This window comes from Pseudomonas sp. GW822-FHT03F04, assembly GCF_058801405.1.
Window position 1 is genome coordinate 690,082 of sequence record NZ_JBXANF010000001.1, and the last position, 25,600, is coordinate 715,681.

Genomic DNA, 25,600 nt, shown 5'->3' on the forward strand with positions numbered 1-25,600 from the left:
CCTCAACCCAGCAGCGAAATGTCGGCAACGCCCAGGAACAGGCCACGCAGACGCGCCAGCAGCGCGTAACGGTTGGCCCGCACGTTGGCGTCTTCGGCATTCACCATCACGGCGTCGAAGAACGCGTCCACCGGTTCGCGCAGTGCAGCCAGGCGTGCCAGCGATTCGTTGTACTGACGCGCCGCGGCCATTGGCTGTACAGCCTGGTCCGCCTGCTGGATCGCCGAGTACAGCGAGAACTCGTTGGCGTTGTCAAAGTACTTGGCCTGAACGTCGGTCGGCACGGAGCCTTCCACTTTGCTCAGCAGGTTCGACACACGCTTGTTCACCGCCGCCAGCGCTGCCGCTTCCGGCAGTTTGCGGAAGGCCTGAACCGCTTGCACACGCTGGTCGAAGTCCAGCGCCGAACCCGGCTTCAGGGCACGTACCGACAGGTAGGTGGCGACATCCACGCCTTCGTCTTCGTAACGTGCACGCAGACGGTCGAAGATGAATTCCAGCACCGCGTCGTTCAGGCCGGCAGCCTTGACCTTGGCACCGAACGCATTCACGGCGAACGCCACGGCGTCGTTCAGGTCCAGATCCAGTTGTTTCTCGATCAGGATCCGCAGTACGCCCAGTGCCGCACGGCGCAGGGCATACGGGTCTTTGCTGCCGGTCGGCAGCATGCCGATGCCGAAGATGCCGACCAGGGTGTCGAGCTTGTCGGCGATGGCCACGGCCGCACCGGTCAGGGTGGCAGGCAGTTCAGCGCCGGCACCGCGTGGCATGTACTGCTCGTTCAGCGCCAGGGCGACGTCTTCCGGCTCGCCGTCATTGAGGGCGTAGTAGTAGCCGGCGACACCTTGCATCTCCGGGAACTCGCCGACCATTTCGGTGGCCAGGTCGCACTTGGACAGCAAACCTGCACGGGCAGCCCACGAAGCGTTGCCGCCGATGCGTGCGGCGATGTACGCAGCCAGTTTCGAAACGCGCTCGGCCTTGTCGTAGACGCTGCCGAGTTTTTCCTGGAACACCACGTTCTGCAGGCGATCGTTGAACGCTTCGAGCTTCTGCTTCTTGTCCTGCTTGAAGAAGAACTCGGCGTCGGTCAGACGTGGGCGAACCACTTTCTCGTTACCGGCGACGATCTGCTGCGGGTCTTTGGATTCAATGTTGGCCACGGTGATGAAACGTGGCAGCAACTTGCCGTCGGCATCCAGCAGGCAGAAGTACTTCTGGTTGTCCTGCATGGTGGTGATCAGCGCTTCCTGCGGCACGTCGAGGAAACGTTCCTCGAACGAGCACACCAGCGGCACTGGCCACTCGACCAGCGCAGTCACTTCATCGAGCAGCGCCGGCGGCACGATTGCGGTGCCTTCCTGGCGGGTCGCCAGCTCTTCGGTGCGCTTGCTGATGATCTCGCGACGCTCGTTGGCGTCGGCGAGCACGTAAGCGGCACGCAGGTCGGCCAGGTAGCTCGACGGCGAACCGATGCGCACGTTTTCCGGGTGGTGGAAACGGTGGCCACGGGATTCACGGCCAGCCTTCTGCGCGAGGATCGTGCAGTCGATGACCTGGTCGCCGAGCAGCATCACCAGCCACTGGGTTGGACGCACGAATTCTTCCTTGCGTGCACCCCAACGCATGCGTTTCGGGATCGGCAGGTCGTTCAGCGAGTCTTCGACGATGGTCGGCAGCAGGCTGGCGGTCGGCTTGCCGGCGATGTTCTGGCTGTAGCGCAGTTTCGGACCGCTCTGGTCGATTTCGCTCAGCTCGACGCCGCACTTCTTGGCAAAACCCAGTGCCGCTTGAGTCGGGTTGCCTTCGGCATCGAACGCGGCCTGACGTGGCGGGCCGTCGAGGTTGATGCTGCGATCCGGCTGCTGGGTGGCCAGCGCGGTGATCAGCACAGCCAGACGACGCGGCGCGGCGTAGACAGTCTTGGTCTCGTAGCTCAGGCCGGCGGCTTGCAGGCCCTTGTCGATACCGGCGAGGAACGCTTCGGCCAGGGTGTTCAGGGCTTTGGGTGGCAGTTCTTCGGTGCCCAGTTCAACCAGAAAATCTTGAGCACTCATTGTGCAGCCTCCAGCTTGGCCAGTACTTCGTCACGCAGGTCCGGGGTTGCCATCGGGAAGCCCAGCTTGGCGCGAGCCAGCAGGTAGGCTTGGGCGACGGAACGCGCCAGGGTGCGCACGCGCAGAATGTATTGCTGACGCGCAGTTACCGAGATCGCCCGGCGTGCATCCAGCAGGTTGAAGGTGTGCGAGGCCTTCAGGACCATTTCATAGCTCGGCAACGGCAGCGGCTGGTCGAGTTCGATCAGACGCTTGGCTTCGCTTTCATAGAAGTCGAACAGTTCGAACAGCTTGTCGACGTTGGCGTGTTCGAAGTTGTAGGTGGATTGCTCCACTTCGTTCTGGTGGAACACGTCGCCGTAGGTCACTTTGCCGAACGGACCGTCAGCCCAGACCAGGTCGTAGACCGAATCCACGCCCTGCAGGTACATGGCCAGACGCTCGAGACCGTAGGTGATCTCGCCGGTCACCGGGTAGCACTCGATACCGCCCGCCTGCTGGAAGTAAGTGAACTGGGTCACTTCCATGCCGTTCAGCCAGACTTCCCAGCCCAGACCCCAGGCGCCGAGGGTCGGCGATTCCCAGTTGTCTTCGACGAAGCGGATGTCGTGGACCAGCGGGTCCAGACCGACATGCTTGAGGGAGCCCAGGTACAGTTCCTGGAAGTTGTCCGGGTTCGGCTTCAGGACTACCTGGAACTGGTAGTAGTGCTGCAGACGGTTCGGGTTTTCGCCGTAACGGCCGTCAGTCGGACGGCGGCTTGGCTGTACGTAAGCGGCGTTCCAGGTTTCCGGGCCGATGGCACGCAGGAATGTCGCGGTGTGGAAAGTGCCGGCGCCTACTTCCATATCGTAGGGCTGAAGTACCACACAACCTTGCTCGGCCCAGTATTGCTGGAGCGCGAGGATCAAGTCTTGGAAGGTACGCACGGCTGGCGTAGGCTGGCTCACGAAATTCACCTGTTTCTTGGGCTGCGATTTAAAGAGCGGGAGTATACCCGATTCAGTCGCACCTCCACCCCCTGGAGCCTTATGCCACGCTGCTTTTGGTGCAACGAAGATCCGCTGTACATGGCTTACCACGATCAGGAGTGGGGCACGCCGCTACGCGATGCGCAGGGATTGTTCGAGTTGCTTTTGCTCGAAGGGTTCCAGGCCGGGCTTTCGTGGATCACCGTGCTGCGTAAACGCGAGCGGTATCGCGAGGTGTTGTTCGGCTTCGACGTACAGCGCGTGGCGCAGATGAGCGACGCAGAAATCGATGAATTGATGCTCGATCCGGGGATCATCCGCAATCGCCTCAAGCTCAATGCCGCCCGGCGCAATGCCCAGGCGTGGCTGGCGCTGGAGGATCCGGTGGCCTTCCTCTGGTCGTTTGTGGATAACCAGCCGGTGATCAATCATTTCAAGGACCGCAGCGAAGTCCCGGCGATCACCCCGCAAGCCGTGGCCATGAGCAAAGGCCTGAAAAAGGCCGGTTTCACCTTCGTCGGTCCGACCATTTGCTATGCGCTGATGCAGGCCTCGGGGATGGTCATGGATCACACTCAGGACTGCGACCGCTACGCGCAGCTCGTCAACGCCGGTTAGAATGGCCGCCTCGCGCACAGCACAAGATCAGGAGTGACCTGTGGAAAAGTTTAAAGGCGCCATGCTGGTTGGCGCTCTGCGGCTGTTTGCCCTGCTTCCGTGGCGGGCCGTGCAGGCCGTGGGTTCGGCGATCGGCTGGATCATGTGGAAAACCCCCAACCGTTCCCGCGATGTGGTGCGGATCAACCTCGCCAAATGTTTTCCACAGATGGACCCGGCCGAACGTGAGCGTCTGGTCGGCCAGAGCCTGAAAGACATCGGCAAGTCCCTGACCGAAAGCGCCTGCGCCTGGATCTGGCCGGCCCAGCGTTCCATTGACCTGGTGCGCGAAGTCGAAGGCCTCGACATCCTCAAGGATGCGCTGGCGTCCGGCAAAGGCGTGGTCGGCATCACCAGCCACCTGGGCAACTGGGAAGTGCTCAACCACTTCTATTGCAGCCAGTGCAAACCGATCATTTTCTATCGTCCGCCGAAGCTCAAGGCTGTGGATGAATTGCTGCGCAAGCAGCGGGTGCAGTTGGGCAACCGCGTGGCGGCGTCGACCAAGGAAGGCATCCTCAGCGTCATCAAGGAAGTGCGCAAGGGCGGTCAGGTGGGGATTCCCGCGGACCCGGAGCCGGCCGAATCCGCCGGGATCTTCGTGCCGTTCTTCGCGACCCAGGCCCTGACCAGCAAGTTCGTGCCGAACATGCTCGCCGGTGGCAAGGCCGTCGGGGTGTTCCTGCATGCCCTGCGTCTGCCGGACGGTTCCGGCTACAAGGTGATTCTGGAAGCAGCGCCGGAAGCCATGTACAGCACCGACACCGAAACCTCCTGTGCAGCGATGAGTCAGGTGGTCGAGCGTTATGTGGCGGCTTATCCGAGCCAGTACATGTGGAGCATGAAGCGCTTCAAGAAGCGTCCGCCGGGTGAGGCGCGCTGGTACTGATCGGCGATGTGCATTTGTGGATAACCTGGCAAAACGGGTTATCCACAGCCGTTACGGCTTTTGCCGATCCAGCTTCTTCAGAAACACCATCATTTCCTTCTCCGCCTGCTTGTCGCCATGGGCCCGGGCCGCTTCCAGCCCCTGCTCCCACGCTTGGCGTGCAGCCGCCAGATCACCCAGCGCCAACTGCGCCTTACCCAACAGTTTCCACGCGGCCGAGTACTTCGGATCGAAGCCGACGCAACGCTGGAAATGCTCGGCCGCCTTCGCGTTTTCTCCCAGATCCAGATAACCCTTGCCCAAACCGAAGCGCAGTAAAGAGTTGTCCACACCCTTGGCGAGCATTTTTTCCAGGGATTCGATCATCGGTCTCGCCTCTTGGTCGGTCAGAAGAAGCTCAATCCCACGTGGAACAGCTTCTCCACGTCGCGAATGTGCTTTTTATCCACAAGGAACAGAATCACATGGTCGCCCGCGGCAATCACTGTGTCGTCATGGGCGATGATCACTTCTTCATCGCGGATGATCGCGCCGATGGTGGTCCCCGGCGGCAGGGCGATGTTTTCGATGGCCTTGCCGATGACCTTGCTCGACTTCGAATCACCATGGGCCACCGCTTCGATGGCTTCCGCCGCACCCCGGCGCAAGGAGTGCACGCTGACGATATCGCCGCGCCGCACGTGGGCCAGCAAGGTGCCGATGGTCGCCAGTTGCGGGCTGATGGCGATGTCGATGTCACCGCCCTGGATCAGGTCGACGTAGGCCGGGTTGTTGATGATTGTCATCACCTTCTTCGCGCCCAGACGCTTGGCCAGCAGCGACGACATGATGTTGGCTTCGTCATCGTTGGTCAGCGCGAGGAAGATGTCCGCGTCGGCGATGTTCTCTTCCAGTAGCAGGTCGCGATCTGAAGCGCTGCCCTGCAACACCACGGTGCTGTCGAGGGTATCGGAGAGATAACGGCAGCGCGCCGGGTTCATCTCGATGATCTTCACCTGGTAACGGCTTTCGATGGCCTCGGCCAACCGCTCACCGATCTGCCCGCCGCCGGCAATGACGATGCGCTTGTAGGTTTCGTCGAGGCGGCGCATTTCGCTCATCACGGCGCGAATGTTCTCACGGGCGGCGATGAAGAAGACTTCGTCGTCGGCCTCGATCACCGTGTCGCCCTGAGGAAGAATCGGTCGGTCGCGGCGGAAAATCGCCGCCACTCGCGTTTCCACATTCGGCATGTGCTCGCGCAACTGGCGCAGTTGCTGACCCACCAGCGGCCCGCCGTAGTAAGCGCGCACCGCGACCAGTTGCGCCTGGCCCTCGGCGAAGTCGATCACCTGCAAGGCGCCGGGGTGCTGGATCAGACGCTTGATGTAGTTGGTGACCACTTGCTCGGGGCTGATCAGCACGTCGACCGGGATCGCTTCGTTCTGGAACAGTTGTTCCTCGCGGGTCAGGTACGAGGCTTCGCGTACCCGGGCGATCTTGGTCGGGGTGTGGAACAGGGTGTGGGCAACCTGGCAGGCGACCATGTTGGTTTCGTCGCTGTTGGTCACCGCCACCAGCATGTCGGCGTCGTCGGCACCGGCCTGACGCAGAATGTTCGGCAACGAGCCACGGCCCTGCACGGTACGGATATCGAGACGGTCGCCGAGGTCGCGCAGACGGTCGCCATCGGTGTCGACCACGGTGATGTCGTTGGCTTCGCTGGCCAGATGTTCAGCCAGCGAACCGCCGACCTGCCCTGCACCGAGGATGATGATTTTCAACCCGTCACTCCATTGAATCCGTTTAGCCGCGCGCGGCAGCGATCTTGATCAGCTTGGCGTAGTAGAACCCGTCATGCCCGCCCTGCTGGGCCAGCAATTGGCGACCATGGGGCTGCTTGATCCCGGCCTGCGTGGCCAGATCGAGTTCCCGGGCACCCGGCGTGCGCTCCAGGAACGCGGCGATCACTTCGGTGTTCTCGGTCGGCAAGGTCGAGCAGGTGGCGTAGAGCAGGATGCCGCCCACTTCGAGGGTTTTCCACATGGCGTCGAGCAACTCGCCTTGCAGTTGCGCGAGGGCGGCGATGTCGTCGGCCTGACGGGTCAGCTTGATGTCCGGATGGCGGCGGATCACCCCGGTGGCCGAGCACGGCGCATCGAGCAGGATGCGCTGGAACGGTTTGCCGTCCCACCATGCCGCCGTGTCGCGACCGTCGGCGGCGATCAGTTCGGCGTTCAGGCCGAGGCGTTCGAGGTTTTCCTTCACCCGCACCAGACGCTTGGCTTCCAGGTCCACCGCGACCACGCCGGCCAGTGCCGGTTCGGCTTCGAGGATGTGGCAGGTCTTGCCGCCCGGCGCGCAGCAGGCGTCCAGCACTCGCTGACCCGGCGCGAGATCGAGCAGGTCAGCAGCCAGTTGCGCGGCTTCGTCCTGCACGCTGATCCAGCCCTCGGCGAAACCCGGCAGGCTGCGCACATCGGCGGCAGCGTCGAGGATGATGCCGTCGCGGCTGAAGGTGCACGGCTGCGCGGCGATGCCCGCTTCAGTCAGCAGACCGAGGTAGGCGTCACGGCTGTGATGACGGCGGTTGACCCGCAGGATCATCGGCGGATGCGCGTTGTTGGCTTCGCAGATGGCTTCCCACTGTTCAGGCCAGAAGGCCTTCAGGGATTTTTGCAGCCAGCGTGGGTGGGCGGTGCGCACCACCGGATCGCGCTCCAGTTCGACGAAGATCGCCTCATGTTCGCGTTGGGCGTTGCGCAGGACGGCGTTGAGCAGACCTTTGGCCCACGGCTTTTTCAGCTTGTCGGCGCAACCGACGGTTTCGCCAATGGCGGCGTGAGCCGGGACGCGGGTGTAGAGCAACTGATAGAGACCGACCAGCAGCAGCGCCTCGACATCGGCGTCGGCAGCCTTGAACGGCTTCTGCAAAAGTTTTTCCGCCAGCGCCGACAAACGTGGCTGCCAGCGGGCGGTGCCGAACGCCAAGTCCTGAGTGAAGCCGCGATCGCGATCCTCGACCTTGTCCAGTTGCGTCGGCAGGGAGCTGTTGAGCGAAGCCTTGCCGCTCAGGACAGCGGCGAGTGCCTTGGCGGCGGCCAGACGCGGGTTCATTGCGCGTCCACCGCTGCGCCAAGCACCGTGCCGGTGGCGAATTTCTCACGACGGCTGTTGAACAGATCGCTGAAGTTCAGCGCCTTGCCACCGGGCAATTGCAGGCGGGTCAGGCACAGCGCCTGTTCGCCACAGGCGACGAGCAGGCCGTCCTTGCTGGCGCCGAGGATGGTGCCCGGTGCGCCTTTGCCTTCGGCCAGTGTCGCCGCCAGCACTTTCAGCGCTTCGCCGTTGAGCGTGCTATGGGTGATCGGCCATGGATTGAAGGCGCGGACCAGACGTTCCAGCTCGATGGCCGGACGGCTCCAGTCGATGCGCGCCTCGTCCTTGTTCAGTTTGTGCGCGTAGGTGGCGAGGTCGTCGTTCTGCACTTCGCCTTCCAGGGTGCCAGCGGCCAGACCGGCAATCGCTTGCACGACGGCTGGCGGGCCCATCTCGGCGAGGCGGTCGTGGAGGCTGCCGCCGGTGTCTTCGGCGCTGATCGGGGTGACGACCTTGAGCAGCATTGGCCCGGTATCGAGGCCCGCTTCCATGCGCATCACGGTCACGCCGCTTTCGGCGTCGCCTGCTTCGACAGCGCGCTGGATCGGCGCCGCACCGCGCCAGCGTGGCAGCAGGGAGGCGTGGCTGTTGATGCAGCCCAGGCGCGGAATATCCAGCACCACTTGCGGCAGGATCAGGCCATAGGCGACCACCACCATCAAGTCCGGCTTCAGCGCTGCGAGCTCGGCCTGAGCGTCAGCGTTGCGCAGGGTCGGCGGCTGCAACACCTGGATATTGTTTTCCAGGGCGAGCTGTTTGACCGGGCTCGGCATCAGCTTTTGCCCACGACCGGCCGGACGATCCGGTTGGGTGTAGACCGCAACGATCTCGTAAGGGCTGTCCAGCAGGGCCTTGAGGTGTTCGGCGGCGAATTCCGGGGTGCCGGCAAAAACGATGCGCAGTGGCTCAGTCATGGGGGAGTCTCATAAAAAGAAAAAGGCTTGCCGCAGCAAGCCTTTGGAGAGGGGCATCAAGCGTTCTGGCGGTGCTGCTTTTCCAGTTTCTTCTTGATCCGGTCGCGTTTGAGCGTGGACAGGTAATCGACGAACAACTTGCCGTTGAGGTGGTCGCATTCGTGCTGGATGCACACGGCGAGCAGGCCTTCGGCGATCAGTTCGTAAGGCTTGCCGTCACGATCCAGAGCCTTGATCTTGACCTTCTGCGGGCGGTCGACGTTTTCGTAGAAACCCGGCACCGAGAGGCAGCCTTCCTGGTATTGCTCCATTTCGTCGGTCAGCGATTCGAACTCGGGGTTGATGAACACCCGCGGTTCGGTGCGGTCTTCGGAAAGGTCCATCACGACGATACGTTTGTGCACGTTGACCTGGGTCGCGGCAAGGCCGATGCCCGGCGCTTCATACATTGTTTCAAACATGTCATCGACCAGCTGACGCACTTCGTCGTCCACTACAGCCACAGGTTTGGCGATAGTGCGCAGACGCGGGTCCGGAAATTCGAGGATGTTCAAAATGGCCATAAGCTTGATTGCTGCACGTGTGAGGTAAAGTCGGGTCGATGGCCTGGCGGGTCCGAAGATGCAGGCTACCGTTGTGAAACGTAGCTCCTTGCTTTTAAGCATAGAGCAGGGAGCGAGCCACGGGGGCTCTGGCGTTTCACGCGAACGCACATAATAAAGGGATTCACCGCATGAGGAAATCACTACTCGCCCTGCTGTTTCTGGCCTCGGCCGGCGCCGCGCACGGGCAAGTGCAACTCAAGGAAGGTTTTCCACAGCAATACACGGTGGTTTCAGGGGATACGCTCTGGGACATCTCCGGTAAATATTTGCGCGAACCCTGGCAGTGGCCGCAGCTGTGGCGGGCCAATCCGCAGATCGAAAACCCCAACCTGATCTATCCGGGCGACACGCTGACGCTCAGTTACGTCAACGGCCAGCCCCGCCTGACCCTCAATCGCGGGGCGTCGCGCGGCACCATCAAGCTGTCGCCACGGATCCGCAGCAGCCCGGTGGCCGAAGCGATCCCGAGCATTCCGCTCAAATCCATCAACAGTTTTCTGCTGAGCAACCGCATCGTCGACAAGGTCGAGGACTTCGACAAGGCGCCGTACATCGTTGCCGGCGATGCCGAGCGGGTGCTCAGCGGCACCGGCGACCGGATCTTCGCCCGAGGCCATTTCGATCCGAACCAGCCTGTCTACGGCATCTTCCGCCAGGGCAAGGTCTACACCGATCCGCAGAGCAAGGAGTTCCTGGGGATCAACGCCGACGACATCGGCGGCGGTGAGATCATCGCCACCGAAGGCGACGTCGCCACCCTCGCCCTGCAACGCACGACCCAGGAAGTGCGCCTCGGCGACCGTTTGTTCAGCGGCGAAGAGCGTTCCATCAACTCGACCTTCATGCCCAGCGCGCCCACCACCGACATCAAAGGCCTGATCATTGATGTTCCGCGCGGCGTGACGCAGATCGGCGCGATGGACGTGGTGACCCTGAACAAGGGCAAACGCGATGGTCTGGCCGAAGGCAACGTGCTGGTGGTGATGAAAACAGGGGAAACCGTGCGTGACCGGATCACCGGCCAGCCGTTGAAAATCCCCGATGAACGCGCCGGATTGCTGATGGTGTTCCGCACCTACGACAAACTCAGTTACGGCCTTGTACTCAACGCATCGCGCTCACTGGCGGTGCTGGACAAGGTGCGAAATCCTTAGCTGGCTTCACAAGTTACCAACAGACTTATCCACAGCTTGTTCCGAAAGGTTCGGGGCTTATAACGATCAAGGATGATCCATGATGATGCCTGTCTGTACGCCGGTTTCCCCTGCGGAACTGGAAGCGCGTTTGCGCCTGCACCGTTTGCCGGAAATCGGCCCGAAACGTTTTGCCCGGTTGCTCGAAGCGTTCGGCTCCGCCTCCAAGGCCATCAGTGCGCCGGCCAGTGCCTGGCGTTCGCTGGGTTTGCCGGTGGCGAGCGCCGACGCTCGCCGTTGTCCTGAAGTGCGTGACGGCGCGAGCCGCGCATTGGCCTGGCTAGAGCGCCCGGGCCAGCATTTGCTGATGCTCGACCAGCCGGACTACCCGGCATTGCTGGCGCAGATTGCCGATCCGCCACCGCTGCTGTTCGTTGCCGGTGACCCGCTGATCCTGGAAAAACCGCAGCTGGCGATGGTCGGCAGTCGCCGTGCCTCACGTCCGGGCATGGACACCGCCACGGCGTTTGCCCGCAGCCTGGCCGGAGCCGGTTTCGTCATCACCAGTGGCCTGGCGTTGGGCATCGATGCCGCCGTGCATCAAGCCGCGCTCGACGTCGGCGGGCAAACCGTCGGGGTGCTGGGTACTGGCCTGGAAAAATTTTATCCACAGCGCAATCGGCGGCTGGCGGACACGATGATTGCCTCTGGCAGTGCGGTGATTTCGGAGTTTCCACTGGACGCCGGGCCGACGGCGAGCAACTTCCCCAGGCGCAACCGGATCATCAGCGGTTTGTCCCTCGGCGTACTGGTGGTCGAGGCCAGTGTGGCCAGCGGTTCGTTGATCACCGCGCGACTGGCGGCGGAACAGGGGCGCGAGGTGTACGCGATTCCGGGCTCGATCCATCACCCCGGCGCGCGCGGTTGCCATCAACTGATCCGCGATGGTGCGGTGCTGGTGGAAACCATCGAGCACATCCTCGAGGCCCTGCGTGGCTGGCAGAACTTGTCGGTATCCACGACTACACCGGCTACGGACAATCCGTTGCTGCATCTGCTGCACGCGGCGCCACACACCAGCGAGGGCTTGGCCGACAGCAGTGGCTGGGCGTTGCCAAAAGTACTGGCGGCATTGACCGAACTGGAGATGGAGGGCCGCGCGGTGTGCGAAAACGGCCGCTGGTTTGCGCGGGTAAGCTAGGTTTTACATTGAAGATCGGTAAACTGCGCAAAACCTGTTTTCGGAGAGTTTTTCATGGTCAACAGTTGGCGTGTGCAACAAGCCGCACGAGAGATTCGCGCCGGGGCGGTGATTGCCTATCCAACCGAAGCCGTCTGGGGGCTGGGGTGCGATCCATGGAATGAAGAAGCGGTGGATCGCCTGTTGGCGATCAAGAACCGTTCGGTGGACAAGGGGTTGATCCTGGTCGCCGACAACATTCGCCAGTTCGATTTCCTGTTCGAGGATTTCCCCCAGGACTGGATCGATCGCATGGCCAGTACCTGGCCGGGGCCGAACACCTGGCTGGTGCCGCACCAGAACCTGTTGCCGGAGTGGGTGACCGGGGTGCATGACACCGTGGCTTTGCGGGTCAGCGATCATCCTCAAGTGCGGGACTTGTGCTCGCTGGTCGGGCCTTTGATCTCGACCTCGGCCAATCCGCAAGGACGGCCGGCGGCGAAGAGTCGCTTGCGGGTCGAGCAGTATTTCCGTGGTCAGGTCGATCTGGTGCTGGGCGGAATGCTCGGAGGGCGCAAGAACCCGAGCCTGATTCGCGATCTGGCGACCGGCAAGGTTGTGCGCCCGTCCTGAAATCCGAAGAGCCTGGTGGCGGGGAGCTTGCTCCCCGCCACCATCGGTTTTATGGCAACAGAACAGTCGAACCCGTCGTGCGCCGCGCCGACAACTCGGTCTGCGCCTTCGCCGCATCCGCCAGTGCGTAACGCTGGCTGATATCCACTTTCAGCTTGCCGCTGGTGATCATCCCGAACAGCTCATCAGCCATACGCTGCAGGTTCTCGGCGTTGTTGGCGTAGGTCGCCAGCGTTGGCCGGGTGACGTACAGCGAGCCTTTCGCCGCCAGAATTCCCAGGTTTACGCCGTCCACCGCGCCGGATGCGTTGCCGAAGCTCACCACCAGGCCACGGGGTGCTGCGCTGTCCAGCGAGGCCGGCCAGGTGTCCTTGCCGACGCCGTCGTAGACCACCGGGACTTTTTTCCCGTCGGTCAATTCCAGCACCTGCTGGGCGACGTTTTCGTGGCTGTAATCGATGGTTGCCCAGGCGCCATGGGCCTTGGCCAGTTCGGCTTTTGCTGGCGAGCTGACGGTGCCGATCAGCTTCACACCCAGCGCTTTCGCCCATTGGCAGGCCAGCAAACCGACGCCGCCGGCCGCTGCGTGGAACAGAATGGTTTCGCCGCCCTGCAGTTCATAAGTCTGACGCAGCAGGTACTGCACGGTCAGGCCCTTGAGCATCACGCCGGCAGCGGTTTCGAAGCTGATGGCGTCCGGCAGGTGCACCAGATTTGCTTCGGGCAAGACATGCACGTCGCTGTAGGCGCCCAGCGGGCCGCTGCCATAAGCCACACGGTCACCAACCTTGAACCGGGTGACGGCGCTGCCCACGGCCTCGACGATGCCTGCGCCTTCCGAGCCCACACCCGACGGCAATGCCGGTGGCGCGTACAGACCGCTGCGGTAGTAGGTGTCGATGAAATTCAGGCCGATGGCCTTGTTGCTTACGCGAACCTGATGCGGGCCGGGCTCGGCAGGTTGATAGTCAACATACTCGAGCACTTCGGGGCCGCCGTGGGCGCGGAACTGGATTCGCTTGGCCATCTGCCTACTCCTTGGGATGTTCTGAAAGGCCCCTATCGAACTCCCATGCTTGATCTTCGTCAACTGCGGCGTGCCGGCCTGCGATGGTATGCTACGCGCCCATTTGCGCGGGGCGCCGCGCAGTTACGCCCCGATCCAAGGTGATGCCATGACGACCCGCACCGACGCCGTAAAGGCCTATCTGCTCGACCTGCAAGACCGCATCTGCGCCGCGCTGGAAACTGAAGACAGCGGCACGCGCTTCGTCGAAGACGCCTGGAACCGTCCGGCCGGCGGTGGCGGTCGCACTCGGGTGATCGAGAACGGCACGGTCATCGAAAAGGGCGGCGTCAACTTTTCCCACGTCTTCGGCAGTGGCCTGCCACCGTCCGCCAGCGCCCATCGACCAGAACTGGCCGGCCGCGGTTTTGAAGCCCTCGGCGTGTCGCTGGTGATCCACCCGCACAACCCGCATGTGCCGACGTCCCACGCCAACGTGCGCTTTTTCATCGCCGAGAAGGAAGGTGAAGAGCCGGTCTGGTGGTTCGGCGGTGGCTTCGACCTGACGCCGTACTATGGCAATGAAGAAGATTGCATCCACTGGCACCGCGTTGCCGAGCAGGCCTGCGCGCCGTTCGGCCCGGACGTCTATCCGCGCTACAAGGCCTGGTGCGACACCTATTTCCACATCAAGCACCGCCACGAACCACGGGGCATCGGCGGTCTGTTCTTCGATGACCTGAACGAGTGGGACTTCGACACCAGCTTCGCCTTCATGCGCGCCATCGGCGATGCATATATCGACGCTTACCTGCCGATCGTGCAGCGCCGCAAGAACGATGCGTTCACCGCCAAGCAGCGCGAGTTCCAGGAATTCCGTCGCGGCCGCTACGTCGAGTTCAACCTGGTTTATGACCGTGGCACCCTGTTCGGTCTGCAATCGGGCGGGCGCACCGAGTCGATCCTGATGTCGCTGCCGCCGCAAGTGCGCTGGGCCTACGACTGGAAAGCCGAGCCCGGCAGCGAAGAAGCGCGCCTGACCGACTACTTCCTGCAAGACCGCGACTGGCTGGCCCAGGCCTGAGGATTTCTGATGGATCGTTACGTCGTTTTCGGTAACCCGATTGGCCACAGCAAGTCGCCGATGATTCACAAACTGTTCGCCGAACAGACCGGGCAAAGTCTCGACTACAGCACCCTGCTGGCACCGCTGGACGACTTTTCCGGCTGTGCCACGGCGTTTTTCCAGGACGGTCGCGGCGCCAACGTGACCGTGCCGTTCAAGGAAGACGCCTATCGCCTGGCCAATAGCCTGACCGCTCGTGCCCAGCGCGCGGGTGCGGTGAACACCTTGAGCAAACTCGCCGACGGCAGCCTGCTCGGCGATAACACGGATGGTGCCGGGCTGGTGCGGGACCTGACGGTCAACGCCGGGTTCAGCCTCACCGGCAAACGCATTCTGCTGTTGGGTGCGGGCGGCGCGGTGCGCGGTGCGCTGGAGCCATTGCTGGCGGAGAAACCGGCCTCGGTGATCATCGCCAACCGCACGGTGGACAAGGCCGAGCTACTGGCCGAACTGTTCTGTGATCTGGGGCCGGTGTCGGCCAGCGGTTTCGACTGGCTGCGCGAGCCCGTGGACGTGATCATCAACGCCACCTCTGCCAGCCTCACCGGCGACGTGCCGCCGATTGCCGCGAGTCTGATCGAACCGGGCAAGACCCTGTGCTACGACATGATGTACGGCAAGGAACCGACCGCGTTCTGCCGCTGGGCCAGCGAGCACGGCGCGGGCGTGGTGATGGACGGGGTGGGCATGCTGGCCGAGCAGGCGGCGGAGGCGTTCTTCCTGTGGCGCGGAGTGCGTCCGGACACTGCGCCGGTTCTGGCGGAATTGCGTCGGCAGTTGGCGCTGTAAGGCACCTTCAGTCCTCGAAGCGGATCGGGCATTTCTCCGGCCCTTCGAGTTTGCGCAATTCCTCCACCACCTGCGGTCGCGCCTGACGCAAGGTCAGGCTGCGATCCTGGCGCAGCAGGCGCCGGGCCTCCTGATGCAGCATTTCCACACCTGAATAGTCGATGAAGTTGATCTGCTGCGCCTCTATCACCACCCGCGCGCCGTGCATCCGTTGCAGGCGCACTTGCAGGTAGTGGCTGGCGCCGAAAAAGATCGAGCCGCCGACCCGTAGCACATCGTCTTCGCCATCGCGCCAATGCTGCACTCTCGGCTGCGAAGTGCGCTTGAGGTAGAAAAACAGCGAGGCCAGCACGCCGGCATAAATGGCTGTCTGCAATTCCAGCAGCAAGGTGGCGACGCAGGTCAGGCCCATCACCACGAACTCTGCCCGGCTGACCCGCAACAGCGCACGAATGCCGCGATGATCCACCAGTCCCCAGGCGATCAACAGAATGCTGCCGGCCATGGCCGGAATCGGAATGTGCGCGATCAGCCCGGCACCGAAAATAGCGAACAACGCCACCCACAACGCCGAAAACACCCCGGCCAGCGGCGAACAGGCCCCGGCCTCATAGCTCAGCCCGGAACGGGTGAACGAGCCGGCGGACAATGATCCCGAAAAGAACGCCCCGACAATGTTCGAAAGACCCTGAGCGCGGACTTCCTGATTGGCATCGAGCAACTGTTGCGAGCGTGCGGCAATCGAGCGGGCAATCGACAGGCTGGTGACCAACCCGAGCATACCCACCGCCACGGCGCTGGGCAGCAGGCGCAGGACCAGATCCATATCCAGCGGCAACCCGCTGAACGGCGGCAGACGCCCGACAAAAGCGCTGACCAACTGAACATGGCCGAACATCGCCGGCCACAGCCACACCACCAGGCTGCCGAGCACCAAGGTCATCAACAGCGTCGGCCAACGCGGCAGCCATTGTTTGAGCAGCGCACCGATCACCACTGTGGCGACACCGAGGGCCAGTGACGGTTTATCCACAGCCCCGAGATGACGCAGCAAATCCATCAGGCTGGCCAGCGCCGTCGCCTTGGCCGGCAGGTCCAGCCCCAGCAGGTTCGGCAACTGGCCGATGGCAATCACCACCGCCGCCCCGAGGGTGAAACCCAGCACCACCGAGTGCGAGACGAAATTCACCAGCGCGCCGAAGCGCAACAGGCCGAGCAACCACTGGAAAATCCCCGCGAGGAAGGTCAGCAGCAGGATAAGGGTGATGTAGTCCTGCGATGCCGGCACGGCCAGTGGGCTGACACTGGCGAACAGCACAATCGAAATCGCCGCCGTCGGCCCGCAGATCAGATGCCACGACGAGCCCCACAGGCAGGCGATCAGTACCGGGATGATCGCGGCATAGAGGCCGTATTCGGGTGGGAGACCGGCGATCAGGGCGTAGGCAATCGACTGGGGCAACGCGAGAATCGCGCCGCTGAGTCCGACGACCAGGTCCCGCCCGACGCTGGCGCGGGTCTGCCGGGGCAGCCAGGTCAGGAAGGGAAACAGTGAGCGGCGGCTGGGGAGGGCCATGGATCCTCTCGGGTGAAATTTGCGCATTGTACGCAGATCGTTCCCACGTCGAGACGTCGAACGCGCCTGGGTAGGAACGATCCGTGTGAGGGCTAGAGTTTCGCTTTGACGGCCGGCAACGCGTCTTTTCCATCCACGGTCTTCACCCCATTAAGCCACTTATCCAAAACCCCCGGATTCGCCTTGATCCACGCCTTCACCGCATCGGCATTGCTGACCTTCTTGTTCACCACCTCGGCCATGATGCTGTTCTCCATCTCCTGAGTGAACGAAAGATTGGTCAGCAATTTACTCACATTCGGACAGGCCTCGGCGTAGCCCTTGCGGGTCAGGGTGTAGACGCTGCCGGTGTCGCCGAAGTATTTCTCGCCGCCCTTGAGGTAATGCATTTTCAGCTGCACGTTCATCGGGTGCGGGGTCCAGCCGAGGAAGGTGACGAATTTCTGCTTCTTCACCGCCCGCGAGACTTCAGCGAGCATGGCCTGCTCACTGGACTCGATCAGCTTCCACTGGCCGAGGTCGAAGTCGTTCTTCTTGATGATTTCTTGCAGCGAGATGTTTGCCGGCGCGCCAGAGCCGATGCCGTAGATCTTCTTCTCGAACTTGTCCGCGAATTTGTTCAGGTCGGCAAAGTTATGCACACCCGCATCCCACACGTAATCCGGTACGGCCAGGGTGAATTCGGTGCCGTCGAGGTTCTTCGCCAGTTGCGTGACGTCGCCGGTGGCCACGAACTTGTCGTAGAAGCCCTGCTGCGCCGGCATCCAGTTGCCGAGGAACACGTCGACCTGACCGTCCTTCAAGCCGCCGAAGGTGATCGGCACCGCGAGCGTGTCGACCTTGGCCTTGTAGCCCATGCCATCCAGCAGAAACCCGGTGATGGCGTTGGTCGCGGCGATGTCGCTCCAGCCGGGGTCGGCCATTTTCACCGTGTCGCAGCTCTCGGCGAACGCGGGTGCGCTGCCCAGTGCCAGCAGGCTGACCGTCACGATTGTGGATAACTTGACCATGGACTTCCCCTTAACGTTATTGGTTTTGGCAGGGTTGTGGATAACGGGCTTTGCGCTCCAGGTCATCGAGGTCGATGTGGTTGCGCATGTACTGCTGACTGGCATCCACCAGCGGCTGGTGGTCCCAGCTCTTCAGCTTGCCGAGGGTCAGCGCCCCGGCGACGAAGCGCCGGCGCCGCTGGCTTTCGAGCACATTGCGGTGGATCGCCGGGATGTCCCACTTGGCCCGCGATTCGGCGAGAAAATCGTCGAACAGCTGGCGATGTTGCGGTGATTGGCTGAGTTCTTCCTGCTCCCGTGGATCGTTATCCACATCGAAGAGTAGGCAAGGGTCGGTTTCGCTGTAGATAAATTTGAAGGCGCCACGCCGGATCATCATCAGCGGGCTGACGGTGCCTTCGGCCATGTATTCGCCGAACACTTCGTCATGACCGCCCTGCCCTTGCAGGTGCGACACCAGCGAGCGGCCGTCCAGCGGCAGATTCGCTTCCAGGCTGCCACCCGCCAGTTCCACGAAGGTCGGCAACAGGTCGGCGGTGGACACGGCGGCGCCTACACGGCCTGCATTGAACTGACCGGGCGCACTTATCAACAGGGGCACCCGGGCGGCCATTTCGAACCAGTGCATTTTGTACCAGAGCCCGCGCTCGCCAAGCATGTCGCCATGGTCGCCGGAGAACACGATGATGGTGTCGTCCGTCAGCCCGCATTCGTCGAGGGTTTGCAGGAGTTTGCCGACGTTGGCGTCGATATAGCTGCACGCACCGAAGTATGCCCGGCGCGCGTCGCGAATCTTATCCACAGGCAGCGGCTTGTCCCACAGGTCGTAAACCTTGAGCAATCGCTGGGAATGCGGGTCGAGTGAATGCTGATCCGGCGTTGTCGGAAGCGGGATATCCGCATCGTCGTACAAATCCCAGAACGCCTTGGGAATCGTGTACGGGTCGTGGGGGTGAGTCATCGACACGGTCAGGCAGAACGGCTGGTCGCCGTCCTCTCGAATGTGATCGAACAGGTACTGCTGAGCCTTGAACACCACCTCTTCGTCGAAGTCGAGCTGGTTGGTACGCACGCACGGCCCGGCCTGCAACACCGAAGACATGTTGTGATACCAGCTCGGCCGCACATCGGGCTCATCCCAGTTCACCGCCCAGCCGTAGTCGGCCGGATAGATGTCGCTGGTCAGGCGCTCTTCGTAGCCGTGCAGTTGATCCGGCCCACAGAAATGCATCTTGCCCGACAGCGCGGTGCGATAGCCGAGGCGGCGCAGGTAATGGGCGTAGGTTGGAATGTCGGCGGGGAAATCGGCGGCATTGTCGTAGGCGCCGATCTTGCTCGGCAACTGGCCACTGACCAAGGTGAAACGCGACGGCGCGCACAGCGGGCTGTTGCAGTACGCGGCATCGAACACCACGCCTTGTTCGGCAAGGCGGCTGAGGTTCGGCAGTTTGATCGGCGACGGGCCGTAGAACGGCAACATTGGCGCGGCCATTTGATCGGCCATGATGAAGAGAATGTTCTTGCGCTTCATGTGATCGCGGCATTCCATAGTGAATATTTATGCGACATTGCTGCGATCGAGCATGGATTCCCCGCAATATCCGGTAAAGCCCGCGCCGGACAATGACTAGGATAAGCACAGCTTATGTATGACGCCCTCGGTGATTTGTCGCTCGACCTGCTGCGCGCCTTCGAGGCAGCAGCCCGTCATCGCAGTTTTACCGCGGCGGCGGTGGAGCTGGGTACGACGCAACCAGCCATTAGCCAGCAGATCAAACGGCTGGAGGAACAGCTCGGGACGCGGCTGTTCGACCGGATCTACCGAGGCATTGAGTTGACCGAGGTCGGTTCAATTCTTTTCGAGCAAGTCACCCTCGGTTTGCAGAATATCGACGCAGGATTGAGCGCGATCAGCGCACAACAGCAGCATGAAGTGCTGCAGGTCGCCACCGATTTTGCCTTTGCCGCGTACTGGCTGATGCCGCGTCTGCATCGTTTTCACGAAGCCAATCCGCAGGTCGATGTCAGCCTGGTCACCAGCGAGCGCAATCACAATATGCTGCGCCCGGATATCGACGTTGCCGTGCTGTTCGGCGACGGTCGCTTCAAACAGGGCGAAAGTCATTGGCTGTTCAGCGAAGAAGTGTTCCCGGTATGCAGCCCGCAATTGCTCACGGATCGCGCCCGGCCCTTGCCGGCCCAGGCTTTGCTGGAGTTTCCGCTGCTGCATCTGCGTGGCGAGAACAGCAGCAACTGGTTCGACTGGAGCGGCCTGTTCCGCGAACTCGGCATCAATACGCCGCCGGCGCCGGGGCAACTGCGTTTCGACAACTACACCTTGCTGATCCAGGCGGCGATTGGCGGTCAGGGTGTGGCCATTGGCTGGCGGCACCTTGTGGATAACTTGCTGGCGCAGGGTTTGTTGTGCCGGCCGATTGCCGAGACCACCCTCTCCCGCCTCGGTTATTACGTGGTGCTGCCGCAGCGCAAACGCCGAGGGGCGTTGATTCAACAGTTTGTCGATTGGTTGATGGCCGAGCAGGCCAGCAGCGCGCAGTCGCTGACGGGAATGGAGTTGCCTTCGATCGCCGTTTGATCAGGTGTCCGACGCCGCGACAAAACTCACATTCTCGCCCAGCAGCCGTTCAGCCATCAACGCACTGCCCAGGCTACTCATGGCACCATAGAGCACCACTTTCACCACTGGGGTTTCGGCATTTTTCATGGCTGAGCTCCCTTTTGTTTTCCCTTGTATGGCGTGTGAGATACAGACAACGCTGAGGGTTCGAACCGATTCAGAGGGTTTGCGATGCAGACGATCAAGGGTTATCACGCCCACGTTTATTACGACGCCAGCACGATCGAACAGGCGCGGGCGCTGTGTGAGCAGGCGGCGGCGTTGTTTCCATTGAAGATGGGCCGCGTGCATGAACGCCCGGTCGGCCCGCACCCGGACTGGAGCTGCCAACTGGCCTTCGGCCCGGAGCTGATCGGCGACGTGTTGCCGTGGCTGGCGCTCAACCGCAAGGGGCTGGTGGTGTTTCTGCACCCGGACACCGGCGATGACTTGCTCGATCACACCGAGCACGCGATCTGGATGGGCGCGATGCGGCCGCTGGATCTGTCCATTTTTTAATCAGATGGTTTCTTCAGGCTCGCCAGGTAAATGCTCGTCCAGATGCAGCCACGGCAACTGGCTGTCGGTCCAGATGTGCCGCTCGGCGGCGGCTTGTTCCGGGTGATCCAGCGTGGCGACCGTCAGATCGATGCTCTCGGGGCTGAGCAACGTCACCAGCGCCAGTTGCGCGCCGCAGTTCGGGCAGAAGAACCGTGCGCAACTCGTCGAGGAGTCGTAGCGCGAGGGTGTCCCGGCCAGCCACTGGAAGTTCGCCGCCGGCAGCGTGATCCAGGTGGTGACGATGCCACCGCTGACCCGCCGGCAAATCGAGCAATGACAGTGGGCGATGTCCTGAAGTGTTCCGCTGAACTGATAGCGGATATGTCCGCAATGGCAGCCGCCGCTGTGCAATTCACTCATCGTCTCGCCCTCCCGTTCCCGTGTTCATTGACTCTAGTCGTATCCGACGGCCGGTTGACCATTCGCCCAAAGCTTTCAGCGGCGAAAGGTAGCTGAAAGGTTCCCCGATTAGGATCGCCGCCACTACCGGCAACAGACCGGTTGGCCAACGTGTGTGATTGCTCGCACGTCAGGCCCAATTAACAACAACAATGGTGATTCTGATGTCCTCTGTTACCCGCCTCCTCGCTCCAACTCCGCCCGTACGTCTCGTGCTTCCCGTTCTGCGCTGATCTCGCCCGATCCGCTCACTTACCTAGCCGCGCTACGCCTGGAGTATTCCCATGCTGACTTTCCTTGGCTTCGCCATGGTCATCACGTTCATGTTCCTGATCATGACCAAGCGCCTGTCTGCGCTGATCGCTCTGATCATCATCCCGATCCTGTTCGCCCTGTTCGGTGGTTTCGCGCCGAAGATCGGCCCGATGATGCTCGAAGGTATTACCAAGCTTGCGCCGACCGGCGTGATGCTGATGTTCGCCATTCTGTATTTCGCCCTGATGATCGACTCCGGCCTGTTCGACCCGGCCGTGCGCAAGATCCTCAAACTGGTCAAGGGCGACCCGCTGAAAGTTTCGGTCGGCACCGCCGTACTGGCGCTCGTCGTTTCCCTCGATGGTGACGGCGCGACCACTTACATGATCTGCGTGGCCGCCATGCTGCCGCTCTACAGCCGCATCGGCATGAGCCCGCGGATCATGGCCGGTTTGATCATCCTCGCCGGCGGCGTGATGAACATGACCCCCTGGGGTGGCCCGACCGCCCGTGCCGCCAGTGCGCTGCACGTGGACCCGTCGGACATCTTCGTGCCAATGATCCCGGCGATGGCGGCCGGTGTGGTGGCGATCCTGATCATTGCCTACTTCTACGGCAAACGTGAACGTGCGCGTCTGGGTGAGCTGCACCTGATCGGCGACGAGATCGATCACAGCGAAATCAGCGTGTCGCAGTTCCCGGATGCCCGTCGTCCGAAGCTGATCTGGTTCAACGGCCTGCTGACCCTGGCGCTGATGTGCACTCTGATCGCCGGCCTGCTGCCGCTGCCTGTGCTGTTCATGGTGGCGTTCAGTATTGCAATGATCGTCAACTACCCTTGCCTGCAACAGCAGAAAGACCGCGTCGCGGCTCACGCCGGCAGCGTGCTGTCGGTGGTCAGTCTGATCTTCGCGGCGGGCATCTTCACCGGTATCCTGTCGGGCACCGGCATGGTTGATGCCATGTCGAAAAGCCTGCTGGCGGTGATCCCTGATTTCCTCGGCCCGTACCTGGCGGTGATCACGGCGCTGGTGAGCATGCCGTTCACGTTCTTCATGTCGAACGACGCGTTCTACTACGGCGTGTTGCCGGTGTTGTCCGAAGCGGCCAGCCATTACGGCATCACTGCGGTGGAAATGGCCCGTGCCTCGATTGTCGGCCAGCCGGTTCACCTGCTGAGCCCACTGGTGCCGTCGACGTATCTGCTGGTCGCACTGGCCGGGATCGAGTTCGGCGATCACCAACGTTTCACCCTGAAGTGGGCAGTGCTGGTTTGCCTGTGCATACTGGTCGCAGCCTTGCTGTTGGGGACTTTCCCGCTGTTCAGCACTTTGTAACGGCATCAACTCACCAAAACGCCAGCTGTCTGCTGGCGTCTTGGTTTAACACACGCTCAAAGGAATACACATGGAATGGCTGACCAACCCTGAGATCTGGGTTGCCTTCTTTACCCTGACCGCCCTGGAAATCGTTCTGGGCATCGATAACATCATCATGATTTCGATCCTGGTCAGCCGCATGCCCAAACACATGCAGCAGCGCACCCGGATCTTCGGTCTTGGCCTGGCCATGATCACGCGGATCCTGTTGCTGCTGTCGATCACCTGGGTCATGCGCCTGACCGCCGACCTGTTTGTGGTGTTCGGCCAGGGCATTTCCGGACGTGACCTGATCCTGTTCTTCGGTGGTCTGTTCCTGCTGTGGAAAAGCTCCCAGGAGATGTACCACGCGCTGGAAGGTGAAGACGAAAGCGACGACACGCCTGGCGGCAAGGGCGGCAACTTCCTCTACACCATCATCCAGATCGCGATCATCGACATCGTGTTCTCGCTGGACTCGGTGATCACTGCTGTCGGCATGGTGTCCCATGTGCCGGTCATGGTCGCGGCGATCATCGTGGCGGTGCTGGTGATGATGCTGGCCTCGGGCAAGATCAGCGAGTTCATCGACAAGCACCCGTCGCTGAAAATGCTCGCGCTGTCGTTCCTGCTGGTGGTCGGCACCGTGCTGATCGCCGAAGCGTTCGACGTGCATGTACCGAAGGGCTACGTCTACTTCGCCATGGCGTTCTCGCTGGCGGTCGAAGCGATCAACATCAAGCTGCGCGGCGCGATGGCCAAGAAGAAACAACAGCAGGATCCGGTGAAACTGCGCAAGGATATTCCGGGTCAGTAACCCGAACGCTGTGCAAAAGATCAAAGGGCCTTCGGGCCCTTTTTTCTTGGCTGCATGAACCTGTTTTCATGACGCTTTTGTTTCAATCCGCACTTTAGCTGTGCAATGCTGGCGCCCGGACCGTTAGCCAACTACAGCTTAAGAACAACACGTAGAAACCGCGCGGTATCGTCAACTTGCCCCTTTGGGGCGCTGCAACTACAGGGGGTCTGCATGCTCACCCTGCTCAATTTGCTTTCTGCCGTGGCCCTGCTGATCTGGGGCACGCACATCGTTCGAACCGGCATCCTGCGGGTGTACGGCACCAATCTGCGCCATGTGATCGGCCAGAACATGTCCAGGCGCTGGCTGGCCTTCATCGCCGGTATCCTCGTGACCGCGATGGTGCAGAGCAGCAACGCCACCGCCATGCTCGTGACCTCCTTCGTCGGCCAGGGCCTGATGGCGTTGACCCCGGCCCTGGTGACCATGCTCGGGGCCGATGTCGGTACGGCGCTGATGGCGCGGGTGCTGACGTTCGATCTGTCGTGGCTGTCGCCGCTGCTGATTTTCCTCGGGGTGATTTTCTTTCTGTCGCGCAAGCAGACGCGGCTCGGGCAGATGGGCCGCGTGGCCATCGGGCTGGGGCTGATCATTCTGGCGCTGCAATTGATCGTCGAGGCCGCCGGGCCGATCACGCACGCAAAAGGCGTGAAGGTGATCTTCGCTTCGCTGACCGGCGACATCTTGCTCGACGCCCTGGTCGGCGCGTTGTTCGCGATGATTTCCTACTCAAGCCTCGCCGCCGTGCTGCTGACCGCGACGCTGGCCGGCGCCAATGTGATCAGCCTGCCGGTGGCGATCGGTCTGGTGATTGGCGCCAACATCGGCAGTGGCGTGCTGGCATTCATGAGCACCAGCATGCAGAACGCCGCCGGCCGGCAAGTGGCGCTGGGCAGTCTGTTGTACAAGCTGATCGGCCTGTTGCTGATCATTCCGGTGCTCGACCCGCTGGTGCACTGGATCGACAGCCTGGATTTCAGTCCGCAGGAAATGGTCATCGGCTTCCACCTGCTCTACAACACCGTGCGCTGCCTGATCCTGGTGCCAACCGTCGCGCCCATGGCGCGGCTGTGCGCCTGGCTGTTGCCGGAGCGCCCGGAGGTCAACGGCACCGCCAAGCCACGTCATCTCGACCCGACAGCGCTGGTCACGCCGAGCCTGGCGCTGGCCAACGCCGCCCGGGAAACCCTGCGCATGGGTGATCTGATCGACAACATGCTCGACGCGACCCTCGATGTACTGCGCGGCAAACAGACCGCCGTCACCATGGAAATGCGCAAGCTGACCGATGACGTCGAAGCGCTGTACAGCGCGATCAAGCTGTATCTGGCGCAAATGCCCCGTGAAGATCTTGGCGAGCAGGACAGTCGGCGCTGGGCGGAAATCATCGAACTGGCGATCAACCTCAAACTTGCCAGCGACCTGATCGAACGCATGCTGCGCAAGGTGCAGCAGCAGAAGACCTCCCAGCGCCGCTCGTTTTCCGAGGACGGGCTGGAGGAGTTGGCGGGCTTGCACCAGCAGTTGATCTCCAATCTGCGGCTGGGGCTGTCGGTGTTCCTCAGCGGTGACAAGGAAAGCGCCCGCCAGTTGCTGCGCGAGAAACGGCGCTTTCGCGCGCAGGAGCGGCGTCTGGCCCATGCGCATGTCAGCCGTTTGCAACGCAAGATCGTGCAAAGTATCGAGACCAGTTCGCTGCACCTGGAGTTGATTGCCGACATGAAACGCTTGAACTCGCTGTTCTGCAGCAGCGCCTACGTGGTGCTGGAAACCGCCGATACCGGAGCGCTCGAGACCGACGATATGGCGGACATCACGCATTCGCCTTGAACGTCTGGGGCTGTGGTCAGTCAGTAACTCAAGGTTC

At 62.0% G+C, this 25,600-nt stretch carries 24 protein-coding genes and 1 pseudogene; 12 read left to right on the forward strand and 13 right to left on the reverse strand.

Features of this window, described 5'->3' with window-relative positions; genetic code table 11:
* Positions 1-2: 2 nt before the first annotated feature.
* Together glyS and glyQ are read right to left on the reverse strand one after the other, a co-directional pair.
* Positions 3-2,057: a glycine--tRNA ligase subunit beta gene (gene glyS / locus AC1RMX_RS03240; protein WP_096822388.1), complete on the reverse strand. Its 2,055-nt coding sequence runs from the start codon at positions 2,055-2,057 to the stop codon at positions 3-5.
* Complete coding sequence (gene glyQ, locus AC1RMX_RS03245; RefSeq protein WP_003187265.1) at positions 2,054-3,007, reverse strand: glycine--tRNA ligase subunit alpha; 954 nt, start codon at positions 3,005-3,007, stop codon at positions 2,054-2,056. The genes glyS and glyQ overlap by 4 nt, the downstream gene beginning before the upstream one ends.
* An 81-nt stretch (positions 3,008-3,088) precedes the next feature.
* On the opposite strand from glyQ, the gene tag reads away from it, so the two are divergent.
* Together tag and AC1RMX_RS03255 are read left to right on the forward strand one after the other, a co-directional pair.
* Complete coding sequence (gene tag / locus AC1RMX_RS03250) at positions 3,089-3,646, forward strand: DNA-3-methyladenine glycosylase I (protein ID WP_493070403.1); 558 nt, start codon at positions 3,089-3,091, stop codon at positions 3,644-3,646.
* A 40-nt stretch (positions 3,647-3,686) separates the two neighbouring features.
* Positions 3,687-4,574: a lysophospholipid acyltransferase gene (locus AC1RMX_RS03255; RefSeq protein ID WP_085713088.1), complete on the forward strand. Its 888-nt coding sequence runs from the start codon at positions 3,687-3,689 to the stop codon at positions 4,572-4,574.
* Positions 4,575-4,625: 51 nt separating this feature from the next.
* On the opposite strand, the gene AC1RMX_RS03260 is transcribed toward AC1RMX_RS03255, so the two are convergent.
* From AC1RMX_RS03260 to def, 5 genes are read right to left on the reverse strand one after another with little or no spacing between them, the layout of a single operon-like run.
* A complete protein-coding gene (locus AC1RMX_RS03260) occupies positions 4,626-4,940 on the reverse strand; it encodes a tetratricopeptide repeat protein (RefSeq protein WP_096822389.1) in 315 nt (104 codons plus the stop codon).
* Between the two features lie 20 nt (positions 4,941-4,960).
* A complete protein-coding gene (gene trkA / locus AC1RMX_RS03265; protein WP_007954108.1) occupies positions 4,961-6,337 on the reverse strand; it encodes a Trk system potassium transporter TrkA in 1,377 nt (458 codons plus the stop codon).
* Positions 6,338-6,359: 22 nt separating this feature from the next.
* Positions 6,360-7,670 carry a 16S rRNA (cytosine(967)-C(5))-methyltransferase RsmB gene (gene rsmB, locus AC1RMX_RS03270; protein ID WP_493070406.1) on the reverse strand — a complete coding sequence of 437 codons (1,311 nt, stop codon included), beginning with the start codon at positions 7,668-7,670 and terminating at the stop codon, positions 6,360-6,362.
* Positions 7,667-8,626 carry a methionyl-tRNA formyltransferase gene (gene fmt, locus AC1RMX_RS03275; protein WP_096822391.1) on the reverse strand — a complete coding sequence of 320 codons (960 nt, stop codon included), beginning with the start codon at positions 8,624-8,626 and terminating at the stop codon, positions 7,667-7,669. Before fmt ends, rsmB begins: the two co-directional genes overlap by 4 nt.
* 56 nt (positions 8,627-8,682) lie before the next feature.
* Complete coding sequence (gene def / locus AC1RMX_RS03280; protein WP_007954104.1) at positions 8,683-9,189, reverse strand: peptide deformylase; 507 nt, start codon at positions 9,187-9,189, stop codon at positions 8,683-8,685.
* 170 nt (positions 9,190-9,359) lie between these two features.
* On the opposite strand from def, the gene AC1RMX_RS03285 reads away from it, so the two are divergent.
* The 3 genes from AC1RMX_RS03285 (at position 9,360) to tsaC (ending at position 12,177) form a co-directional block, all read left to right on the forward strand.
* The gene (locus tag AC1RMX_RS03285) at positions 9,360-10,385 is read left to right on the forward strand and encodes a LysM peptidoglycan-binding domain-containing protein (protein WP_096822392.1); all 1,026 of its coding nucleotides are present in this window, start codon (positions 9,360-9,362) and stop codon (positions 10,383-10,385) included.
* Between the two features lie 79 nt (positions 10,386-10,464).
* Positions 10,465-11,565 carry a DNA-processing protein DprA gene (dprA, locus tag AC1RMX_RS03290; protein WP_493070409.1) on the forward strand — a complete coding sequence of 367 codons (1,101 nt, stop codon included), beginning with the start codon at positions 10,465-10,467 and terminating at the stop codon, positions 11,563-11,565.
* 54 nt (positions 11,566-11,619) lie between these two features.
* The gene (tsaC, locus tag AC1RMX_RS03295; RefSeq protein ID WP_096822394.1) at positions 11,620-12,177 is read left to right on the forward strand and encodes an L-threonylcarbamoyladenylate synthase type 1 TsaC; all 558 of its coding nucleotides are present in this window, start codon (positions 11,620-11,622) and stop codon (positions 12,175-12,177) included.
* A gap of 49 nt (positions 12,178-12,226) precedes the next feature.
* On the opposite strand, the gene AC1RMX_RS03300 is transcribed toward tsaC, so the two are convergent.
* On the reverse strand, positions 12,227-13,204 hold the full coding sequence (locus tag AC1RMX_RS03300) for an NADPH:quinone reductase (RefSeq protein WP_096822395.1): 978 nt from the start codon (positions 13,202-13,204) through the stop codon (positions 12,227-12,229).
* Between the two features lie 148 nt (positions 13,205-13,352).
* Between AC1RMX_RS03300 and hemF the strand changes: the two genes are divergently transcribed.
* A complete protein-coding gene (gene hemF / locus AC1RMX_RS03305; protein WP_096822465.1) occupies positions 13,353-14,267 on the forward strand; it encodes an oxygen-dependent coproporphyrinogen oxidase in 915 nt (304 codons plus the stop codon).
* A gap of 9 nt (positions 14,268-14,276) precedes the next feature.
* Positions 14,277-15,098 (forward strand): shikimate dehydrogenase, encoded by an 822-nt coding sequence (aroE, locus tag AC1RMX_RS03310; RefSeq protein ID WP_493070412.1) that lies wholly within the window; start codon positions 14,277-14,279, stop codon positions 15,096-15,098.
* Between the two features lie 7 nt (positions 15,099-15,105).
* Here aroE and AC1RMX_RS03315 read toward each other — a convergent pair whose 3' ends face one another.
* The 3 genes from AC1RMX_RS03315 to betC form a co-directional block, all read right to left on the reverse strand.
* Entirely contained in the window at positions 15,106-16,674 is a 1,569-nt protein-coding gene (locus AC1RMX_RS03315; RefSeq protein WP_096822397.1) for a SulP family inorganic anion transporter, read from the reverse strand.
* A 92-nt stretch (positions 16,675-16,766) separates the two neighbouring features.
* Entirely contained in the window at positions 16,767-17,684 is a 918-nt protein-coding gene (gene choX / locus AC1RMX_RS03320) for a choline ABC transporter substrate-binding protein (protein WP_493070414.1), read from the reverse strand.
* A gap of 16 nt (positions 17,685-17,700) precedes the next feature.
* Positions 17,701-19,215 carry a choline-sulfatase gene (gene betC, locus AC1RMX_RS03325; protein ID WP_493070416.1) on the reverse strand — a complete coding sequence of 505 codons (1,515 nt, stop codon included), beginning with the start codon at positions 19,213-19,215 and terminating at the stop codon, positions 17,701-17,703.
* 114 nt (positions 19,216-19,329) lie between these two features.
* Here betC and AC1RMX_RS03330 point away from each other — a divergent pair, with 114 nt between their 5' ends.
* Positions 19,330-20,280 carry a choline sulfate utilization transcriptional regulator gene (locus AC1RMX_RS03330; protein WP_493070418.1) on the forward strand — a complete coding sequence of 317 codons (951 nt, stop codon included), beginning with the start codon at positions 19,330-19,332 and terminating at the stop codon, positions 20,278-20,280.
* A 42-nt stretch (positions 20,281-20,322) separates the two neighbouring features.
* Here AC1RMX_RS03330 and AC1RMX_RS03335 read toward each other — a convergent pair.
* Positions 20,323-20,409: pseudogene (locus tag AC1RMX_RS03335) on the reverse strand (NADH-flavin reductase); the annotation flags it as partial.
* Positions 20,410-20,493: 84 nt separating this feature from the next.
* Between AC1RMX_RS03335 and AC1RMX_RS03340 the strand changes: the two are divergent.
* Positions 20,494-20,820, forward strand: a complete 327-nt coding sequence (locus AC1RMX_RS03340) for a DOPA 4,5-dioxygenase family protein (protein WP_096822401.1) — start codon at positions 20,494-20,496, stop codon at positions 20,818-20,820.
* Here the strand turns inward: AC1RMX_RS03340 and AC1RMX_RS03345 are convergent, their stop codons facing one another.
* A complete protein-coding gene (locus AC1RMX_RS03345; RefSeq protein ID WP_096822402.1) occupies positions 20,821-21,222 on the reverse strand; it encodes a GFA family protein in 402 nt (133 codons plus the stop codon).
* A gap of 323 nt (positions 21,223-21,545) precedes the next feature.
* Between AC1RMX_RS03345 and AC1RMX_RS03350 the strand changes: the two genes are divergently transcribed.
* The 3 genes from AC1RMX_RS03350 (at position 21,546) to AC1RMX_RS03360 (ending at position 25,563) form a co-directional block, all read left to right on the forward strand.
* Entirely contained in the window at positions 21,546-22,853 is a 1,308-nt protein-coding gene (locus tag AC1RMX_RS03350) for a CitMHS family transporter (protein ID WP_096822403.1), read from the forward strand.
* A 70-nt stretch (positions 22,854-22,923) separates the two neighbouring features.
* Positions 22,924-23,691 carry a TerC family protein gene (locus AC1RMX_RS03355; protein WP_096822404.1) on the forward strand — a complete coding sequence of 256 codons (768 nt, stop codon included), beginning with the start codon at positions 22,924-22,926 and terminating at the stop codon, positions 23,689-23,691.
* Between the two features lie 213 nt (positions 23,692-23,904).
* Positions 23,905-25,563 carry a Na/Pi cotransporter family protein gene (locus AC1RMX_RS03360; protein WP_096822405.1) on the forward strand — a complete coding sequence of 553 codons (1,659 nt, stop codon included), beginning with the start codon at positions 23,905-23,907 and terminating at the stop codon, positions 25,561-25,563.
* Positions 25,564-25,600: the final 37 nt, after the last annotated feature.